The organism is Roseovarius albus (assembly GCF_900172335.1).
Classification (GTDB): domain Bacteria; phylum Pseudomonadota; class Alphaproteobacteria; order Rhodobacterales; family Rhodobacteraceae; genus Roseovarius; species Roseovarius albus.
Map to the genome: position 1 here is coordinate 162,442 of NZ_FWFX01000009.1, position 18,878 is coordinate 181,319.

General features: G+C 53.8%; 18 protein-coding genes. 10 read left to right on the forward strand and 8 right to left on the reverse strand.

Annotation, left to right across the window (positions count from 1 at the left end; translation table 11 throughout):
• Positions 1-75: 75 nt before the first annotated feature.
• The 4 genes from ROA7450_RS14520 to ROA7450_RS14535 form a co-directional block, all read right to left on the reverse strand.
• A complete protein-coding gene (locus ROA7450_RS14520) occupies positions 76-1,863 on the reverse strand; it encodes a cobalamin-dependent protein (protein ID WP_143534466.1) in 1,788 nt (595 codons plus the stop codon).
• 132 nt (positions 1,864-1,995) lie between these two features.
• Entirely contained in the window at positions 1,996-2,886 is an 891-nt protein-coding gene (sucD, locus tag ROA7450_RS14525; protein WP_085806573.1) for a succinate--CoA ligase subunit alpha, read from the reverse strand.
• A complete protein-coding gene (locus tag ROA7450_RS14530) occupies positions 2,886-4,082 on the reverse strand; it encodes a malate--CoA ligase subunit beta (RefSeq protein WP_085806574.1) in 1,197 nt (398 codons plus the stop codon). The genes sucD and ROA7450_RS14530 overlap by 1 nt, the downstream gene beginning before the upstream one ends.
• A 12-nt stretch (positions 4,083-4,094) precedes the next feature.
• Positions 4,095-5,336 carry a pyridoxal-phosphate-dependent aminotransferase family protein gene (locus tag ROA7450_RS14535; protein WP_085806575.1) on the reverse strand — a complete coding sequence of 414 codons (1,242 nt, stop codon included), beginning with the start codon at positions 5,334-5,336 and terminating at the stop codon, positions 4,095-4,097.
• A 206-nt stretch (positions 5,337-5,542) separates the two neighbouring features.
• Here ROA7450_RS14535 and ROA7450_RS14540 point away from each other — a divergent pair, with 206 nt between their 5' ends.
• From ROA7450_RS14540 to ROA7450_RS14555, 4 genes are all read left to right on the forward strand, one after another.
• On the forward strand, positions 5,543-6,184 hold the full coding sequence (locus ROA7450_RS14540) for a response regulator transcription factor (protein ID WP_234999534.1): 642 nt from the start codon (positions 5,543-5,545) through the stop codon (positions 6,182-6,184).
• Between the two features lie 113 nt (positions 6,185-6,297).
• A complete protein-coding gene (locus tag ROA7450_RS14545; RefSeq protein ID WP_085806576.1) occupies positions 6,298-7,275 on the forward strand; it encodes an HpcH/HpaI aldolase/citrate lyase family protein in 978 nt (325 codons plus the stop codon).
• Between the two features lie 157 nt (positions 7,276-7,432).
• The gene (locus ROA7450_RS14550; protein ID WP_085806577.1) at positions 7,433-8,074 is read left to right on the forward strand and encodes a helix-turn-helix domain-containing protein; all 642 of its coding nucleotides are present in this window, start codon (positions 7,433-7,435) and stop codon (positions 8,072-8,074) included.
• 22 nt (positions 8,075-8,096) lie between these two features.
• Complete coding sequence (locus tag ROA7450_RS14555) at positions 8,097-8,402, forward strand: NIPSNAP family protein (protein WP_085806578.1); 306 nt, start codon at positions 8,097-8,099, stop codon at positions 8,400-8,402.
• Positions 8,403-8,434: 32 nt separating this feature from the next.
• Here ROA7450_RS14555 and ROA7450_RS14560 read toward each other — a convergent pair whose 3' ends face one another.
• The 4 genes from ROA7450_RS14560 to ROA7450_RS14575 form a co-directional block, all read right to left on the reverse strand.
• Positions 8,435-9,502 carry a heme-dependent oxidative N-demethylase family protein gene (locus tag ROA7450_RS14560; protein WP_085806579.1) on the reverse strand — a complete coding sequence of 356 codons (1,068 nt, stop codon included), beginning with the start codon at positions 9,500-9,502 and terminating at the stop codon, positions 8,435-8,437.
• Positions 9,503-9,511: 9 nt separating this feature from the next.
• Positions 9,512-10,498, reverse strand: a complete 987-nt coding sequence (locus ROA7450_RS14565; protein WP_085806580.1) for a PDR/VanB family oxidoreductase — start codon at positions 10,496-10,498, stop codon at positions 9,512-9,514.
• The gene (gene dmmA / locus ROA7450_RS14570; RefSeq protein ID WP_085806581.1) at positions 10,495-11,103 is read right to left on the reverse strand and encodes a dimethylamine monooxygenase subunit DmmA; all 609 of its coding nucleotides are present in this window, start codon (positions 11,101-11,103) and stop codon (positions 10,495-10,497) included. Before dmmA ends, ROA7450_RS14565 begins: the two co-directional genes overlap by 4 nt.
• Before the next feature lie 66 nt (positions 11,104-11,169).
• Positions 11,170-12,315, reverse strand: coding sequence for an aminomethyl transferase family protein (locus ROA7450_RS14575; protein ID WP_085806582.1), 1,146 nt, complete (start codon positions 12,313-12,315; stop codon positions 11,170-11,172).
• Between the two features lie 365 nt (positions 12,316-12,680).
• Here ROA7450_RS14575 and ROA7450_RS14580 point away from each other — a divergent pair, with 365 nt between their 5' ends.
• From ROA7450_RS14580 to glnT, 6 genes are all read left to right on the forward strand, one after another.
• Positions 12,681-14,042, forward strand: a complete 1,362-nt coding sequence (locus ROA7450_RS14580) for an ammonium transporter (protein ID WP_085806583.1) — start codon at positions 12,681-12,683, stop codon at positions 14,040-14,042.
• A gap of 12 nt (positions 14,043-14,054) precedes the next feature.
• Entirely contained in the window at positions 14,055-14,270 is a 216-nt protein-coding gene (locus tag ROA7450_RS14585) for a hypothetical protein (RefSeq protein ID WP_085806584.1), read from the forward strand.
• A 156-nt stretch (positions 14,271-14,426) separates the two neighbouring features.
• Complete coding sequence (locus tag ROA7450_RS14590) at positions 14,427-15,320, forward strand: class II glutamine amidotransferase (protein WP_085806585.1); 894 nt, start codon at positions 14,427-14,429, stop codon at positions 15,318-15,320.
• Between the two features lies 1 nt (position 15,321).
• On the forward strand, positions 15,322-16,005 hold the full coding sequence (locus ROA7450_RS14595) for a GltB/FmdC/FwdC-like GXGXG domain-containing protein (protein WP_085806586.1): 684 nt from the start codon (positions 15,322-15,324) through the stop codon (positions 16,003-16,005).
• A gap of 10 nt (positions 16,006-16,015) precedes the next feature.
• Positions 16,016-17,362, forward strand: a complete 1,347-nt coding sequence (locus ROA7450_RS14600) for an FMN-binding glutamate synthase family protein (protein ID WP_085806587.1) — start codon at positions 16,016-16,018, stop codon at positions 17,360-17,362.
• Positions 17,363-17,436: 74 nt separating this feature from the next.
• Positions 17,437-18,771 carry a type III glutamate--ammonia ligase gene (gene glnT / locus ROA7450_RS14605; protein ID WP_085806588.1) on the forward strand — a complete coding sequence of 445 codons (1,335 nt, stop codon included), beginning with the start codon at positions 17,437-17,439 and terminating at the stop codon, positions 18,769-18,771.
• Positions 18,772-18,878: the final 107 nt, after the last annotated feature.

Here is an 18,878-nt window from a genome sequence, read left to right on the forward strand (position 1 = left end):
TCATGCCCCCACTAGACAGGGAAGAGATACCAAGAGCAATCTCTGACACTGATAAACATCACTTTTCGATCTGAACTATATCCGCCTGGAACCCCGGAACAAAACCTGCAGGTTTCGGCAGGCCCCCTCAAGATCAGTGCAGGGCATCACGCCACACTCAACCAGCTTTTTCGAAACATCGACCGGAAGGCTGGTGTTGCTCCCATCAGGAATTTCATTCAACCGCCCGCCGATCAGGACCGGCAGATCTAGGCCTGCTTGCTCCATCTCGGCCAACAACTGCTTGATATAGCGAAGGGCAACCCCGTTATAGGTGCTCAACGCGATCACATCGGCATTGTTTTGTTGGGCAAGGGAAACGACATGGTCCGGATCACTTGAAATACCTCCATCCACGACATCAAACCCAGCCTTGGCAAACACTGAATCCAACAGCTTTTTTCCATGCTCGTGCACGTCAGTGGTTGCAGTCAGAATCCGAACTGGGATCTTGGCCAACTCCGCAAGTTCCCGACCTGCATCGGATTTCAAAAACTCATCAGCCTCTTCCTGAATTTCACGGTAGGTGGTGGCCGGTACAACCGGCTGCCGCAGACTCGTTGGCTCTGCCTTCTGCAGCCCGCCGCCAAATCGTTGCTCCAACATTCGTCCGCCCATGCGCCTTAGAACCAACAACAGTTCAAACGGATCTGCAGTATCGACGCCAATCTCGTTAAGACCAAACAGAACGCGATCCGCAAAACGCTGCCCTTCGATCAGCAAGGTCGCAGCGATCTGATCGATCTTTTCAAGATCAAGTAATGGGGCGTAACCTTCCGCCAACTCCACCATGCGTTTCAAATGCAACTGGGCATCGATAATCTCAGTTGCATCAGGAATCCGTTCATTTTCACTAACAGGCACCGAGTTCACGGCATGCCCTGTCGGCCTAAGCCTTTGCGCGATGACATCTGCCAACAGATAAGACGACAACCCAGCATAGTTTTCGGCGTGATTTCCCTTATAAAGCACGGTTGCGCCATAAATCTGCGACCCGGGCAAGCCATTGCTGATCTTGGACAAAGCGCGCTGGAAGGCGATGCGTGTCAAAGGTTCCGTAAAATGATGACCATAACACACGGCATAAGATGCGCCGATTAGGTCTGTCACAATATATTTCTCAAGGATTGCCTGCCCTAAAGCACTGGTCAGATCCTCAAACATCGCGGCATAGCCGTCATCCAGATTTGAGTGAATCAGCACCGGAACAGTCTGTGCCGCGATCAACCCAAGCGCTTTGACTGTTTCTGCCGTGGTTTCGACATCGTCATTATAACCGGGGAGGCGAAACGTAAAATATTGCCCAAGATTGCCAATTGTGGTTGCCCCGGCCGCCAAAGCCGCACAAGTGTTTTCAACAGCTGCGGGAAAACCCAACATAAAGTCACCGAAATGCATGGCTGCTGGGCTGGAATGTGTCAGTCGCCAAAATTCCTCCGCATCCTGCAATAAAATGCCGGTACCCCCCGGGCGCGTCTTGCGTTGATCACGCGGATACCCCATCGACCAATCCAGACACATCCCGAAGCGGTCAATTCTGGCACCTCGTTTGATGCAGGTGTCATAGACCTGCTTGGTGGCCTCAACTGTCAATGAAGGCTCTCGAAGCCCAAGATGCGCATGCTGCATCACACGGCCGGCTTCGATCATTGCCAGCTTGTAGTCGATCTCATTTTTGAAACCAAACTCGCGCTGAAAGGTGCTGCTTCCAACCTGCCAGTCACCTGCCATACGCCGCCCGTCAGACAACAGCACATCGCCCTTTGGTAAATCCTGCTCGGGTAAGAAGGTTTCGCGTCCAAAAACTGCGTCATTATCCGTCATCACCTCAAATTGAATACAATCCAGAGATTTGCAAGACGGTGCATAGGGGAACTCAAAAACCACTAAAGGCGCAGAAACGAAAACAAGGGCCAAAGCCCTTGTTCTCGCACTCTATATATAAGCCGTGTTTCTTTACGCCGCTTCGCCCATCACACGCGCAATGGTTTCGCCGATAACAGCGGGGTTTTCGGCAACCGTCACACCAGCGGCAGACAAAATTTCAACCTTTTCACTGGCGCTTTCGCCAAAGGCCGAGATGATCGCACCCGCGTGACCCATGGTCCGACCCTTCGGTGCGGTCAGGCCTGCAACATAAGCAACAACCGGTTTGGTAATGTGCTCGCGGATATATTCCGCTGCTTCCGCCTCTTGCGGGCCGCCGATTTCACCGATCAGGCAAATGACATCTGTATCTTCGTCTTCCTGGAAGCGCGCCAGAATATCCTTAAACGATGACCCATTAATAGGATCGCCACCGATACCGACGCTTGTGGAAACGCCAATCCCACGCTCTTTGAGCTGGGCGGCGGCTTCATACCCCAGTGTACCCGAACGACCGACGATGCCGACGTTGCCCTCAAGATAAATGTGACCCGGCATGATCCCCAACAGCGCCTTGCCCGGGCTGATGGTGCCCGCACAGTTTGGCCCGGTCAGAACCATACGCTTGTCCTTGGGATAGCGGTACATATAGCGCTTAACCCTGATCATATCCTGCGCAGGGATACCGTCGGTGATGCAGACGCAATACCGTATGCCGGCATCCGCCGCTTCCATGATGGAATCTGCAGCAAATGGCGGTGGTACGAACACCAGTGATGCTTCAGCACCGGTTGCTTCGATCGCTTGTTTGACCGTGTCAAAAACCGGTATACCTTCGACAACTTCGCCACCTTTGCCGGGGACAACGCCGCCGACAACATTGGTACCATATTCGATCATGTCCTTGGTGTGGAACCTGGCCATCTTGCCAGTGATGCCCTGAACGATGACGGGTGTCGCTTTATCCAGAAAAATGCTCATTACACCGCCCTCACGGTTGTCGCTTGTGTCTGATCGTTTTGCCATGCGCCAACGGCGCGTTCGGCTGCTTCCATCAAAGTGGTCGCCCGAATGATCGGCAGGCCGGATTTGGCGAGGATTTTTTGACCCTCTTCAACATTAGTTCCGGCAAGGCGTACGATTACCGGCACATCGACCTGCACCTCTTTCAGTGCCTGAACCACACCCTCTGCAACCCAGTCGCAGCGGTTGATCCCGGCAAAGATGTTGACCAAAACCGCCTGAACATTGCTGTCAGACATCACCAGACGGAAAGCTTTCGCCACACGCTCGGGCGTCGCACCGCCACCAATATCAAGGAAGTTCGCAGGCTCACCCCCGGCCAGCTTGATGGTGTCCATCGTGGCCATCGCCAAGCCGGCACCGTTCACGATGCAGCCAATGTTACCCTCAAGCCCGACATAAGACAGGCCACGATCAGCAGCGCGTGCTTCGCGTGGATCTTCCTGGCTTTTGTCACGCAATTCAGCAATGGCCGAGTGGCGGAACAAAGCGTTGTCATCGAACGACATCTTGGCGTCAAGCGCAACAACACGGCGGTCGCCAGTAATAACCAGCGGGTTAATTTCGACCATAGTGGCATCTAGCTCGGTGAAGGCGCGATAGCACCCTTGTAGCGTCCGCACCATTTGCTGCGTCAACGCAGATTCCAAACCCAACGCGAAAGCAATTTCGCGGGCCTGGAATTCTTGCAGACCCACCGCTGGTTCTACAGTGGAGCGTACGATAGATTCAGGGCGTTCTGCCGAAATCTCTTCGATTTCCATGCCACCTTCGGAACTGGCGACGATCATGATGCGTTGACTGCTGCGATCCAGCACGAAGCCAAGGTAAATTTCGCGATCAATCTGAACCGCACCTTCGACATAAACGCGGTAGATGCCTTTACCTTCGGGGCCAGTCTGGTGAGTCACCAGCTTGCGACCGAACATTTCTTCGCAAGCTTCCTGAATTTCGGTTTCCGAGTCGCACAGTTTAACGCCACCCGCCTTGCCGCGACCACCCGCGTGAACCTGTGCCTTGACGATCCACTTTTCGCCACCCAGTTCGCGCGCGCGGTATGCCGCTTGTTCTGGGCTATAAGCCAAAGCGCCTGGAGGTACATTGACGCCAAAGTTGGAAAGGAGTTCTTTCGCCTGATATTCGTGAATATCCATTGGTTTTTTCCGTTATGCGGCCTGCATCTGGGCATAATGCCCTTCCAGCAGGGAAGTGATTTCTGACTGATCAACATTGGCGCCCATACGGCGCATCGCATCTGCAAAGCGGTTAACAATCTCAGTGATCGCTGCGGGGGTCAGCTGGTTCAAAATACCGATCCGCACCTGTACAGGTTCAGACAACGTTGGCCAGATGCCAAAGCCTTCGGCGCGACAAGCTTGCACCAGCTCCATTTCGCGGCCCGCAAAGGCCTCAGGCAGGTTAAACACAACAAGGCTGGTCATGTTCGAGGTCACATCACAGCCCATCGCAACGATGGCTGCGCGCAAAACCTGTTCATGCTTTTTGTAGGACTCCGCCCGATTGGCCAGACCTTCCTCGAGCGTCAGGCGCAGGGATTCATGGAACGCAGCCACAGCATAGCCAGAATGGGTGCGGTGGTAGGTACCCTTTTCGACATCCTGCCCATCAACGATACCCCAATGGCGCGCTTCAAAGATCGGGTTGTGTACGAAGGTGTAGGCACCGTTGGCTCGCAGATTCTCGATGTAGCGGTCCGTAAAGCTAACAGGCGCGTAGGTCAGTGGCAGGCAGCAAATGCCTTTTTGCGGACAAGAGGCCCAACCAGCGATACCCGGGAAATCATCAATTGAGAAGTCTTCGACACCCAGCGATGAAACCGCGTCGATCAAACCCATCGCGCCGTGGCGCTCGCAAGCATCCGAGAAGCCGCGCAAGTCGTTGATCCGGCCCGAGCCTGTTTCCCAATGCGCCATGAAGGCCCACTTTGGTTTGTGCTCAGCCAGCGCCGCCTCGACAATCTCGCCGGTGACAGAGCTACCGTGTGGCACCTCGATAACGGTTACGCTGGCGGCTGCTGGACTCAGAGAATCTGCGGCCAATTCTTCGCGGGTTGAGGCCTTGATCCGCAGCGTCAGCGCGTCAATGCCCGAGAACGTCCCGTTTGAAAACGCAACAACCGTGTCGCCAGGCATTACGGCGCTGAACATCGAATCCAACGCGCTCCAACCGGTGCCGGCGACACCAAATGTGTATGTGTTTTTGGTACCCCAGATTGAACGCAGCATGTGCTTGCATTCGACCATGCCGCGCAGAACGTCGCCCTGCATGTGGTCGGCAACACCCGCCGCTGCGAACGCTTCCAAAACACGTGGGTCGGTGTTTCCGGGGCCAGGACCGGCCGCCAGAGTGTTGGGAATTTCCAGGCGTGGGAAGGTTTGTACGTTCATTGCTCAGGTGTCCTGATCAGTTTGGAGTTATAAATCGTTCGACTACCAAACCGATCCTTGAGATTTTTCACAACATCCCTTAATCCTGCTTTTGGGTATCTATTAGGGTGGGACAGTACCTACCCAGATTGGTAAGTATGCCATTGTATTCCGTCCCCATTACCACCCATATGGGTGGTATATCTTTATTCAAGGAGTAAAATCATATGGTTACCGAAATCAGTGGTCAAATCGACATCATGCTGGCTGATAGCAACACGCTAGTTTTGTCTGCCATGTCCGAAATTTTTGAGGATGACCCGCGATTCTCTCTGGTCGCAACTTCCGCCACGGCAGAAGGATTTTTAGGTACCGCCATGCGGATCCCAATTCAGGTTGGCGTGATCGATTGGCAACTGCCCGCCTTGGGTGGTGCCCGGCTGATCGAAGTACTTCGTGAACAGGTCAATCCGCCACGGCTGGTTGTCTACGGCGATGGCACCGGCGATCTGCCGCGTCAGGCGATGTCGGTCGGCGCTGCCGGGTTCGTTGCCCGCTCTTCCCCAACCAAGGCGTTGTTGGACACATGCGCCGAGGTGGCCGCAGGCAAAATGGTGTTCCCATTTGTCGATGTTCGGGAGCTGAAAAACGACCCCCTGCACAGTTTGTCGCGCAAAGAACGGCAGATGCTGGAATCGCTCTCCAAAGGGCTGACCAATCGAGAGCTGTCAAAAGAGCTTGGGATCTCGACCAACACGGTTAAATTTCACCTCTCCAACCTTTACGAAAAACTCTCGGTACGGAATCGCGCTCAGGCGATTGCCTATTTCTATTCCAAGCGGGCGGGTGATGGTGATCCGAGGGGGTAATATTCTTTCCATGAGACAGAATGTCGCGCAATAAAATGTCTTGACTTTGCGTCATTTCCCCCATTTTTCTCGGCGTCATGTGAACTGAATTGCCCCAAAGGAGCACCGAGCCCATGAGTTTCCACGCCATCGAACAGGCCCCCGGCCGTCTTAACCGCAGCGAACTTGCCATTCCTGGAAGCCAGCCTCAAATGTTTGAAAAGGCTGCAAAATCTGACGTTGACGTTATCTTCCTCGACCTCGAAGATGCTGTTGCACCGGACGAAAAAGAGCAGGCTCGCAAAAACATTATTCAGGCTCTGAACGACATTGACTGGGGCAACAAATCCATGTCAGTGCGAATCAACGGCCTCGACACACACTACATGTACCGTGATGTGGTCGATGTTGTTGAGCAAGCCGGCGAACGTTTGGACCTGATCATGATCCCTAAGGTCGGAACAGCGGCCGATGTTTACGCCGTCGATATGATGGTGACTCAGATCGAAGACGCCAAGGGCTACAGCAAAAGAATCGGTTTTGAACACATCATCGAGACCGCTTTGGGCATGCAAAATGTCAGCGAAATTGCGGCCGCATCCAAGCGGAATGAAAGCCTCCATTTCGGGGTGGCAGACTACGCTGCCAGCACCCGCGCCCGGACCACAATTATCGGTGGTGTGAACCAGGATTATTCGGTCCTGACAGACCCTGCCGAAGACGGCAGCCGCGACGTGCATTGGGGTGACATGTGGCACTATGCGCTCGCCCGTATGGTAGTCGCTGCGCGCGCCAATGGCTTGCGTCCCATCGACGGCCCATTCGGAGATTTCCAAGATGCTGACGGTTACCGCGCCGCCGCAAAACGCGCCGCTGTGCTGGGCTGCGAAGGCAAGTGGGCAATCCACCCCAGCCAGATCGCCCTAGCCAATGAAGTGATGAGCCCATCCGAGGCAGAAGTCACCAAAGCCAAGCGCATTCTGGAAGCCATGGCCGAAGCTGAAGCCGCAGGTAAAGGCGCGGTTTCGCTGGATGGCCGCCTGATCGACTATGCATCGATCCGTCAGGCTGAGGTTCTGGTTGAAAAGGCCAAGCAGATCAGCGGTTCCTGATTCGCCACAATCTGCTGAACGCCAGACACCGCCCAAGGTTTTGGGCGGTGTTTTTTTGCCGTGCGACAGTCTCACATATTTACCATCAGGAATAATTTGGTGTATAAATGAGGAACACATCTATTATTTGAATGCCGTAAGAGTATCTTAAAAACATATGCCCTCACCTGTCATCCAACCCGTTTCGCAGCAAGATCCGCATTCCCTGAGGGAAAACCGCGAAAATGTTCTCGAAATCGCCATTGGCCGCCAGATTCGAACCTATCGCAAACAGATGAACATGACCGTTTCTGACATTTCGAAGCTAACCGGGTTATCGATTGGTATGGTGTCCAAGATTGAAAACGGTAACACTTCGCCATCGCTCACAACGCTGCAGACCTTGGCGCATGCACTGTCGGTTCCTCTGACCTCATTTTTCCGCCAATACGAGGAACAACGCACTTGTGTGCACACCAAAGACGGCGAAGGGGTTGAGGTTGAAGGCACCGGGACACGCGCTGGTCATCAATACAAATTACTGGGCCATGTGGGTTCAAACGATAGTGGCGTCATTGTTGAACCCTACCTGATTTCTCTGACCAGTGAATCCGACACGTTCCAAACGTTTCAGCACAGCGGGATTGAAACGATTTACATGTTGGAAGGGGCTGTAAATTATCGTCACGGCGACGAGCTATTTGAGTTAAGGGCCGGAGATACGCTTTTCTTTGATTCTGATGCGCCGCACGGGCCCGAAGAATTGCTTGAACTGCCGATCCGCTACCTTGCCATCATCAGCTATCCCCAGAATAAGTAATCTGCACCTTTAGGAGAACACTGTGATCACCTGCTATGTGAACTATGAGCTGAATCCAGCCAAAGTTGACGAATTCGAAGAATATGCCCGGATGTGGATTCCGTTGGTTGAAAAGTTTGGTGGGACACATCATGGGTATTATCTGCCGCATGAGAGCGCAAATGACCTTGCTGTGTGTTTGTTTTCATTCCCATCGTTGGCAGAATACGAGCAATATCGCCTGAAAATCCAAGACGACGAGGAGTGCCAAAAGGCTTTCGCTTTTGCGGAAAAGATGGAGTGCATTCGCCGTTACGACCGGCAGTTTTTACGACCCCTTACTGTCTAAGAGAAATGGCCGCCTGACGGCGGCCTATCCAATTACTTATGCAGCGCTGGCTCTGTATCCTTATCCGGCCAAACACCAGGGCTGGTCGGCAGGCCATCGTCAAACTGGCCCAGGTAATCCAACATCATCGGGCGGTTATCGATAAACCCTTTGTAGGTCGCCAATTCTTCCGGAAGATCCCGTATAACCCGGTGCAGACGCCGGCCCCATTTAGGGGTACGAACAATATCCTGAAATGCAATCAGATAACAGCGGATCGGGAAGACCAGCGCATTTGACCGCGGCAGACGGAAAAAGGTCTGTAGTTCGACCCGAAGATGCTGTTTAGAGCCTATATTTTCTGGCGTTAGCTCTGTCTTCTGAACACCCCATTTGTGATAATTTTCTGGGCTGGTATCGAGCAGCGGATTCACCGTCATGGTCCAATTCAAACGCCGTGCAGGTGCACCTTGCTGGACGTTCAGCAAAAACTTCAGTGCCCGCTTGAAGATCCCCATTTCATGCGCTTTCGGCACAGGCGCATGCCATTCGAAAAAGTTCATCCCGATGTCGAAATCGAGCGACCAATCCGCCTGCGTGGTCACCATTCCGGCATCCATCCACAACATATCGTCGCGCTGGTCCAGTACAGCAAAATCACCCTGTGCCTGACGCGTAATGTATTCCATCGGGCCATAAGGAAGAGTGCTTTCATCCATGAACGTAAACGTATCATCAATGCCCATTGGTTTGTTGATCCAACGCCAAGTATTGCCGTCGCGGTGCAGCTCAAACAGATCGGGATAATCCTCGGACTTGGACACCATGATCAGCTCGAGCAGATCCCAACCGGCTAATGTCATATGAGGCAACGACTGGCAGCGCAAAGGGTCCTGATCCAACACAATCGCCCGGTCTTGCATTTCCGAGACATAGTGCTCGTCAACGTCAAAGCGCATTTCGTAAACCGAGCCTTCTGGCCCGCCTCGGTGTTGCTCCATATTCACCGAATACATGTAGCTGTCTTCGTGGAACGGGAACGGAAAGCGTGCGATCGCACGGTCCGAGTTCTTGAAGGAATAGTCGTCGCGGAAGGTCTCGTTGTTAAACTGTATTGTCATCTTGTTTCCCTATCGGTCCAGAACCAGCGATTTGCCGATGAAACGGCTGACGCAGGGCATGATTTTCTTGCCACTTTCGTGATCTTCGGGCTCAAGCCAGTGATCACGGTGAATGAACTCACCATCGAATTCGACCACATCGGTTTCGCATTGGCCGCAGGCGCCACCCCGGCAAAGGAAGGGCGCTTCAACACCCGCACGTTCAATTGCTTCAAGAAGGCTTTCGTGCTCGCCAACTTCAATCACCTTGTCCGACTTGCACAGGCGTACTTGAAATGGCTTGCCAGGTTGAGGGGCCAAAAATTCCTCGGAATGCACATTATCCGATGGCCATCCTGCCGCTTCGGCTGTGTTGTGTACCCAATTGATCATGCCAGCCGGTCCGCAAATATAGATATGCGTGCCCAAGGGCTGGCCAGCCAACAGGCCATCAAGATCAATCGCCTGCTTCTGGTCATCATAGTAAATATGCACGTTGTTGGGATAATGTTCTGTCAGATCAGCCGCGTAGGTTGCCAAAGCCTCGGAACGGCAGGCATAATGCAGCTCCCAATTGCCATTGAGGCGCTCAAGCTGTGCGATCATTGCCTTGAATGGCGTGATCCCGATGCCACCGGCCAAAAACACATGTTTCTTAGCCCGCAGATCCAGCGAAAACAGGTTTACCGGATAGGTCAGCGTCATCTCATCACCAACCTTGACGTTCCGGTGCATAAACAGAGACCCACCACGGCCTTCGTCATCGCGCCGCACCGAGATGCAATACTTCGAGGTATCTGACGGGTCGCTCATCAATGAGTAAGGATTCAGACGCGTGATATCGCCGTCCTGCATCTCCACAACGGTATGCGCACCGCCAGAGAAGGTCGGGAATGCGCCACCATCGCGGCGCTTGAATTCAAAACGCGTGACCAGATCGTTCAGCGGTACAACAGCATCGACGATAACTTTGATCTTTTCAGCGCCAGCTTTAGCTTTTTGGGGTGCTGCACTCATTTGTAAAGCTCCACTGATTCGGGCACATTTCCGGGGTCTTCTGCATCAATGCAAACCCCTTGAAATGCCGCCAGACGGCGCGAATAGTGATCGCGCACAAACAGGTTTAGGCCGCAATGCGAACAAACGAACGGATCGGTCATCACATCTTCGGTGATGCCTTTGCAGTGTACACATTGCATGCGGCGTGCAATGGATCCACGATGTTCCTGTTGAATGGACGTGTGAGGGATGCCGGCCGCCATCGCTTCGTTCTGGGCTTGGCCCATTAGGCCCTCGGTCCCGGTTAGATAAACCTGAAGACCCATATGTGCGTCTTCCAGCACCTTACGCAAACGTTGCAGAGACGCCTCGTAACTGGGGCTGACATGCAATTGCCGCGGCTTCAACGCTTGCAACTTTTCGACAAATGTCTCGCCCGTCCCCTTCGGGATATAAATGATATGTGCATTCGCCACCAATTCGGCGTCTTGCTTGGCAAGGTCTAGAATGGCTTCTGCACCTTCAGCATCTGCTATCATCAAATGAGCCGGGCCTTTGCGGGGCTCCAGCGTTCCGTAAACCGGGCGGCTTGTAATACTTTCCGGAAATTTGAATATCGACATTGCTTCCTTTGGTCCTTCCACACTTGAAATGAAAAGGGCACCCGCGCGGGATGCCCTTTGTTCAGATCAGCCCTTTGCGGTGCGGATCGATTTGTCTTGATCGTAGAATGGCATCTCTTCGGCGGTGCAGGCGATTTCTGTACCGTCACCGTTGCGTACCGTCAGCTTGGTGCCCGGTTTCGCGCACTCAACTGGCATCCGCGAGATACCTACGTTGTGCTTGTTAACAGATGAGTACATGCCAAATGTCACGACACCAACTTCCTTGCCATCTTGCAGCAGCGTTGCTCCCTCATCTGCGGGTGTGACCCCTTCAAGCACGACGCCGTAGATTTTGAAGCGCTCCTTGCCTTGGGCGGCATAGTGATTCTCGGCACCGATAAAGCCCGTCTTGCCCGGGGAAACGGTGAACTCAAGGCCCAGTTCCCAAAGAGTGTCGCCGCATGGCTCATCGTCAAACGGATAGGTTTCCGAGTTATCGCCGGGATAGAACAGGAGATAGCTTTCAGTCCGCAACAGATCAAGGGTTGAGAACTGCACCGGAGTGATGCCCATATCAGAACCATCAGATAGAATGCTGTCCCACAGGTGAATGGCATCTTTAGCCTGACAGAAAATCTCGTATCCGCGCTCACCAGTGTAACCTGTGCGTGAAATCATCACCGGGCAGCCAAACAGCTTGGTCTGCATGATGCCGAAGTAGGCCAGATCGCGGATGCCTGGCACATGTTTGGCAAGGAAGTCCACGGCCACGGGACCCTGCAGCGACATGTCATGCAGGTTATCGTCAAAAATCACAGCGCAGTTTTTACCCGCAGCCACTGCTGTAAGCTGCTCCATGCCGGCACCAGTGCCATGCACAACCAACCAAGTGTTCACCGACAAGCGGTAGATGATGCAGTCATCAATGAACTTGCCTTCTTCATTCAGGATCGAGGCGTAGGTCGACCGTCCGGGCATGATTTTTTCAACATTCCGAGTGGTGACACGGTCAATCACTTGCGCAGCATGCTCGCCCACCACGTGGACTTTCTTCAGTCCGGAAACATCCATCAGACCCGCCTTGGTGCGAATCGCTGTATAGTCGGCTTCTGCTCGTTCAGGGGAATGGTCATAGAACCACGCGGTCCCCATTCCGTTCCAATCTTCCAGCTCTCCGCCAATTTCGGCATGCCGTTGCGACAGTGCTGATGTTCTCCAGATGATAGCCATGCGCTATCCCTCCTTGCTGATTTTCGTATTGTGTTTTCCTAATACAGGCAAATCTGAACGCAAAAATCAATACTCTCATTCATATTTTTTTCCTTTCAGGCATATTTTTCACCCAAATGAAATCCTCAATCCGGCCTGAATTCGCGAGACATCACTCTGATTCCGCCGCCCGTGAGACATTTTCGAGCGTAGCAAAGGACTGTCGGAAAGACTGCCTATAATTATGAATGGCCTTTGCCCTCAAATTTTAGAGGCTAGCAACAAAACGTTGACAGAAGCCTCAATTTATCCCCAGTATTAAACATTATTTCCCTTGGGTGAAATGTCACCTGTTGGAAACGCGATAAAAACTAGGGAGGGAAATCGTGGACGGAAATCTCAATGCACTGACAACGGTGTTTACCGAGTTCTATTACTGGGTCACAGTTGTTTTCATGTTCCTCATCCATGTGGGATTCTGCATGTATGAAGTCGGCGCCAGCAGACGGCGCAACCATATGCACACCTTGATGAAGAACGTAATGATCATTCCATTGGTCACGGTAACGTTCTTCTTCTTTGGCTGGTGGATTTACTGGGCTTTCCCAAATGCCTTTCCGGGCATGGGCGGCATCAGCACCGAAGCCGGGGCACCGTATGCACCGTGGTCTGAAAATATGGGTACAAACCTGCAAGACCGCATCACTGGTGTGTTCTGGGCGGCGTTCCTGTTGTTCTCATGGACGGCGGCTTCGATTGTATCAGGTTCGGTAATTGAACGTATCCGATCATCCGCTCTGTGGCTGCACGCAGTCATGATCGGTTCAGTTTGGTGGATCATTGATGCAGCGTGGGGCTGGCACTATGATGGTTGGATGGTCAAGGTTTTGGGTTATCATGATGCCTACGCATCAGGTGTTATCCACGCCATCGCCGGTGGCTATGCCCTAGGTGTGATCATGGTGCTTGGACCACGTCTTGGAAAATTTGCTTCAGACGGCACACCGCGCGATATCCCACCACACAATCCATGGATGCTTACGATCGGGATCTTTCTGATCTACACCGGATTCTGGGGTTTCTATGCTGCGTGTAACGTACCTGCGATTTCACCAGAGGTTATCGATGGCCAGATTGTTGGAACAACCTGGACGGCAACAAACATCTATCTTGCACCGACATCCCTGTCAGCCATCACCTTTAACTTCCTGATGTCACTGTCCGGAGGTTTGATGGCAGCCTATGTGGTATCCAGAGGCGATGCATTCTGGACATTCTCTGGTGGACTTGCCGGGATTATCACAGCCTCAGCTGGCAACGATCTATACCACCCAATTCAGGCGATGCTTGTTGCCGCAATTGGTGTCGTGATCGTTTACAAACTGCACTATTGGGTTGAACGCAAATTCAAACTTGATGATGCAGTTGGCGCGGTTGCTGTACACGGTTACTCAGGTGTCGTTGGCCTTATCATTGCCGGCTTCATGTTGTGGGGCGCACCATCGTCACCATACGAAGGCTACGCAACAATCAATCCAATCGGTCAAACTATCGGCGCTGTAATCATGTTCGGATTGCTTGGCTTCTTACCTGGTTGGGCATTGGCGAAAATCCAAGCCGCAGTAGGTGTGCTACGTATTCCTGAAGAGGTTGAATTGATGGGCCTCGATTACGCAGAGCACCACGCCTACGAGGACGCGAAAGCCGATATTATTGCAGCCGATAAAGCTGCCCTGGCAGCAAAATAAGGAGAAACGACAATGTCTACAATTGGCTACGAAAACTGGGCCGTTGATTTGGCCGAAGTTGGCCCCGTTTATCCTTTTCAGGGCTCCGAGGTTCTAATGGTCGTGCTCGGCGTGATCTTCTGGGTAGGATGGCACCGCATCCAATATGTGCGGGAGTCTGCGCATCTAGAGGAAGCCCGCGGAATGGGTGAGAAGGAAAAAATCGATAAGATGCTGGAACGCTACTAATCGGTCAAAAACTGTAAGCGAATTGAAAGGGCGGTTACTCCGCCCTTTCTTCATTAGGGGAAAATTTTATTCCAGACAGTTGATTCTCGTGAAGCCTCACGCTAGTCTTAGAATCGGACACCCGGACACCCGGGTATATTCAAGGAGATTTTCAATATGTGTGGAATCGTCGGCTTGTTCCTGAAGGACAAATCGCTTGAGCCGCAGCTGGGTGACATGTTGACTGACATGCTGATCACGATGACAGATCGTGGCCCCGACAGCGCGGGCATCGCAATCTACGGCGATGATGAAAGCGGTACCTCGAAACTGACCGTGCAATCGGATGAAGCGGATACTCTGTTCCCCCATCTGGCAGAGACCTTAACAATCGAGATCGGGGCACCTGTATCCCTGTCTCGGAAAGACACCCACGCGGTTCTGACCATCGCATCTGACAAAGTGGCAGATGTCCGCAAGGCGCTCAAGAAAATGGATGGTGTTCGGTTGATGAGCCGCGGCGATACACTCGAGATCTACAAAGAAGTCGGCCTGCCCAAAGATGTCGCTGCACGCTTTGAAGTCTCGAAAATGAGTGGCTCACACGGCATCGGCCATACCCGCATGGCCACCGAATCGGCAGTGACCACTATGGGTGCTCACCCGTTCAACACCGGCGATGATCAGTGCCTCGTGCACAATGGCTCGCTATCAAACCACAACTCTCTTCGTCGCAAGCTGGCGCGTGAAGGGGTTTACACAGAAACCCAGAATGACACCGAAGTCGCTGCGGCCTATCTGACGTGGCGCATGCAAGAGGGTGACACCTTGGGTGAAGCTTTGGAGAGTTCTCTGGATGACCTAGATGGCTTCTTCACCTTCGTCGTCGGCACCAAGGACGGATTCGGTGTTGTTCGCGATCCCATCGCCTGCAAGCCTGCCGTGATGGCGGAAACCGATCAATACGTGGCGTTCGGCAGCGAATACCGCGCCCTGGTCAACCTGCCGGGCATCGAAGACGCTCGCGTCTGGGAGCCTGAACCTGCAACCGTATATTTCTGGAACCATTAAGATGCAGACATTTGATCTAGAAGAGAACGGCCTGCGCGCCCTCAATGAGGCGCTGCATGCGCAGGCAGATGATACCAATCAAACAGCTTGGGAAATCGTCAATGCCAAAGGCAGCCATGCCATTGCCGTTGGGTTGGACGCCCCTATAGAGGTGACCGTCAAGGGCTCTACTGGCTATTACTGCGCTGGTATGAATAAGCAGGCGACCGTCAACATCCATGGCTCAGCCGGCCCCGGCGTCGCTGAAAACATGATGTCCGGCAAAGTCGTGATCGAAGGCGACGCCAGCCAATATGCCGGTGCCACCGGCCATGGTGGGTTGCTGGTGATCAAAGGCAACGCCGCCTCACGCTGCGGGATTTCCATGAAAGGCATCAACATCGTGGTGCATGGCAACATCGGCCACATGTCCGCCTTCATGGCGCAATCGGGCAATCTGGTTGTCTGCGGCGATGCGGGCGACGCCCTTGGTGACAGCTGCTACGAGGCGCGCCTCTTTGTGCGCGGCGAGGTCAAAAGCCTCGGTGCCGACTGCGAGAAGAAAGAAATGCGCCCCGAGCATATCGAAATCCTCAAGGACCTGCTGGAACAAGCCGGGTCTGACGCGAAACCAGAAGAGTTCACCCGCTACGGCTCGGCCCGGAACCTCTATAATTTCGACGTCGACAATTCGGGAGCCTACTAAGGAGATGACCATGAAAGATATTGACGATAACGGCATCCCGCACACCACACCGCGCCAGTCGGCGACGTTTTCGAATGACATCAACAGCGATATTCGGCGTGCCGCAGCCACTGGCATTTATGACATCCGCGGCGGTGGAGCGAAACGCAAGGTCCCCAGCTTTGACGATCTATTGTTTCTGGGCGCCTCCATCTCGCGTTATCCGCTCGAGGGTTACCGCGAAAAATGCGAAACCAAGGTCACCCTTGGAACACGCTTTGCCAAGAACCCGATTGAGCTGGATATTCCGATCACCATCGCTGGCATGAGCTTTGGCGCTCTGTCTGGTCCTGCCAAAGAGGCTCTGGGCCGTGGTGCGGATGCGGCAGGCACATCGACCACCACCGGCGACGGCGGCATGACACCGGAAGAGCGTGGGCATTCCTCCAAGTTGGTCTATCAATACCTGCCCTCACGTTATGGGATGAACCCCGACGACCTGCGCAAGGCCGACGCGATTGAAGTTGTGGTTGGCCAGGGCGCGAAACCCGGCGGCGGCGGCATGTTGCTTGGCCAGAAAATCTCGGACCGCGTCGCCGAAATGCGCAACCTGCCCAAGGGCATCGACCAGCGCTCGGCCTGTCGTCACCCTGACTGGACTGGTCCGGATGATCTGGAGATCAAAATCCTTGAGCTGCGCGAAATCACTGATTGGAAAGTGCCAATCTACGTGAAAATCGCTGGCGCACGCCCCTACTTTGACACCACTTTGGCCGTAAAGGCCGGAGCTGATGTTGTGGTTCTCGATGGCATGCAAGGCGGCACCGCTGCGACACAGGACGTGTTCATCGAACATGTCGGTCAGCCGACCCTGTCGATCATCCGCCCCGCCGTTCAGGCCCTGCAAGATCTGGGTATGCACCGCGAGGTGCAGCTGGTTCTCTCTGGCGGGATTCGTTCCGGCGCGGACGTGGCAAAAGCACTGGCCTTGGGCGCGGATGCCGTTGCAATCGGGACCGCCGCGTTGATCGCCCTTGGCGACAACGACCCAAAGTGGGAAGGCGAGTACAACAAGCTGGGCACCACAACCGGCGCTTATGATGATTGGCACGAGGGTCGCGATCCTGCGGGCATCACCACGCAGGATCCGGAGTTGATGGCGCGTTTTGACCCGATCGAAGGTGGTCGCCGCTTGAGGAATTACCTCAAGGTAATGACGCTCGAAGCGCAAACTATCGCCCGTGCCTGTGGCCATAACCACATGCACAACCTAGAACCTGAAGACATGGTTGCCCTCACGATGGAGGCCGCTGCCATGGCGCGGGTTCCACTGGCTGGAACTGAATGGTGGCCCGGCAAGCCCGGCACTGGATTCTAAAGAATAGCAAGGGCGCGGCACCAATGCCGCGCTCTTTGTGTATAAACGAATAAGATACTTTTTGGGAGGAACTGATGACGATTGATCTTGCGGCTTATGCCAAGGAAAACGGCGTCAAGTATTTCATGATTTCATTCACCGATCTGTTCGGTGGACAGCGTGCCAAACTTGTGCCTGCGCGTGCCATCGCAGACATGCAGGAAGACGGTGCCGGGTTTGCCGGGTTTGCAACCTGGCTGGATCTGACCCCGGCGCACCCAGATATGCTGGCCGTGCCAGATCCAAACGCCGTAATTCAGCTGCCTTGGAACAAGGAAATCGCATGGGTGCCCGGTAACTGCGTGATGGAAGGCGAAGATGTCGCTCAGGCCCCACGCAATGTGCTGCGCCGTCTGATTGCTGAGGCTGCCGAAGAAGGCATGCACGTTAAGACCGGGATCGAGGCCGAGTTCTTCCTTCTTACACCCGAAGGTGATCAAATCTCTGACCCATTCGATACTGCTGAAAAACCCTGCTATGACCAGCAAGCGATGATGCGTCGTCTGGAAGTGATCCGCGAAATCAGCGACTACATGCTGGAGCTGGGCTGGGGCGCTTATCAAAACGACCACGAAGATGCCAATGGCCAGTGGGAAATGAACTGGGACTTTGACGATGCTTTGGCCACCGCTGACAAGCACAGCTTCTTCAAGTTCATGGCCAAATCTGTTGCCGAAAAGCATGGCTTCCGTGCAACCTTCATGCCAAAACCTGTCGAGGGTTTGACTGGCAACGGCTGTCACGCACACATCTCGGTCTGGGATGCGCCAGGCGATAAATCGAAAACGAACGTTTTTGCGGCTGAGCCCAGTGACGAAAGCCAGACTTCGGAACTAGGTCTGTCTGAAAAGGGTCGCCATTTCCTTGGCGGGATCATGAAGCACGCCTCAGCGCTGGCCGCGATCACAAATCCAACGGTCAACAGCTACAAACGGATCAACGCCCCACGCACCATGTCGGGTGCTACCTGGGCGCCTAATACTGTGACTTGGACCGGCAACAACCGCACCCACATGGTCCGTGTCCCCGGCCCCGGTAGGTTTGAACTGCGCCTGCCCGATGGCGCAGTGAACCCCTATCTGTTGCAGGCGGTAATTATTGCCGCTGGCCTTTCGGGTGTCCGCTCCAAGGCCGATCCTGGAAAACGCCACGACATCGACATGTATGCCGAGGGCCACAAAGTCCGCGGCGCACCAAAACTGCCGCTGAACATGCTCGATGCCTTACGTGAATACGACAAAGACAAGGGCCTCAAGGCGGCAATGGGCGATGAGTTTTCTGCGGCCTATCTAAAGATGAAGCATCAAGAGTGGAATTCCTTCGTCACCCACTTCAGCCAGTGGGAAAAAGACAACACTTTGGATATCTAAAGCTACTGAAAATCTCGATTTACGCCCCGCCATTGCGGGGCGTTTTCTTTTACTCGTTAAATGGAGGAGTTTTCGTCAGTACACCCGTCAGCTCCAAGGACCATCTT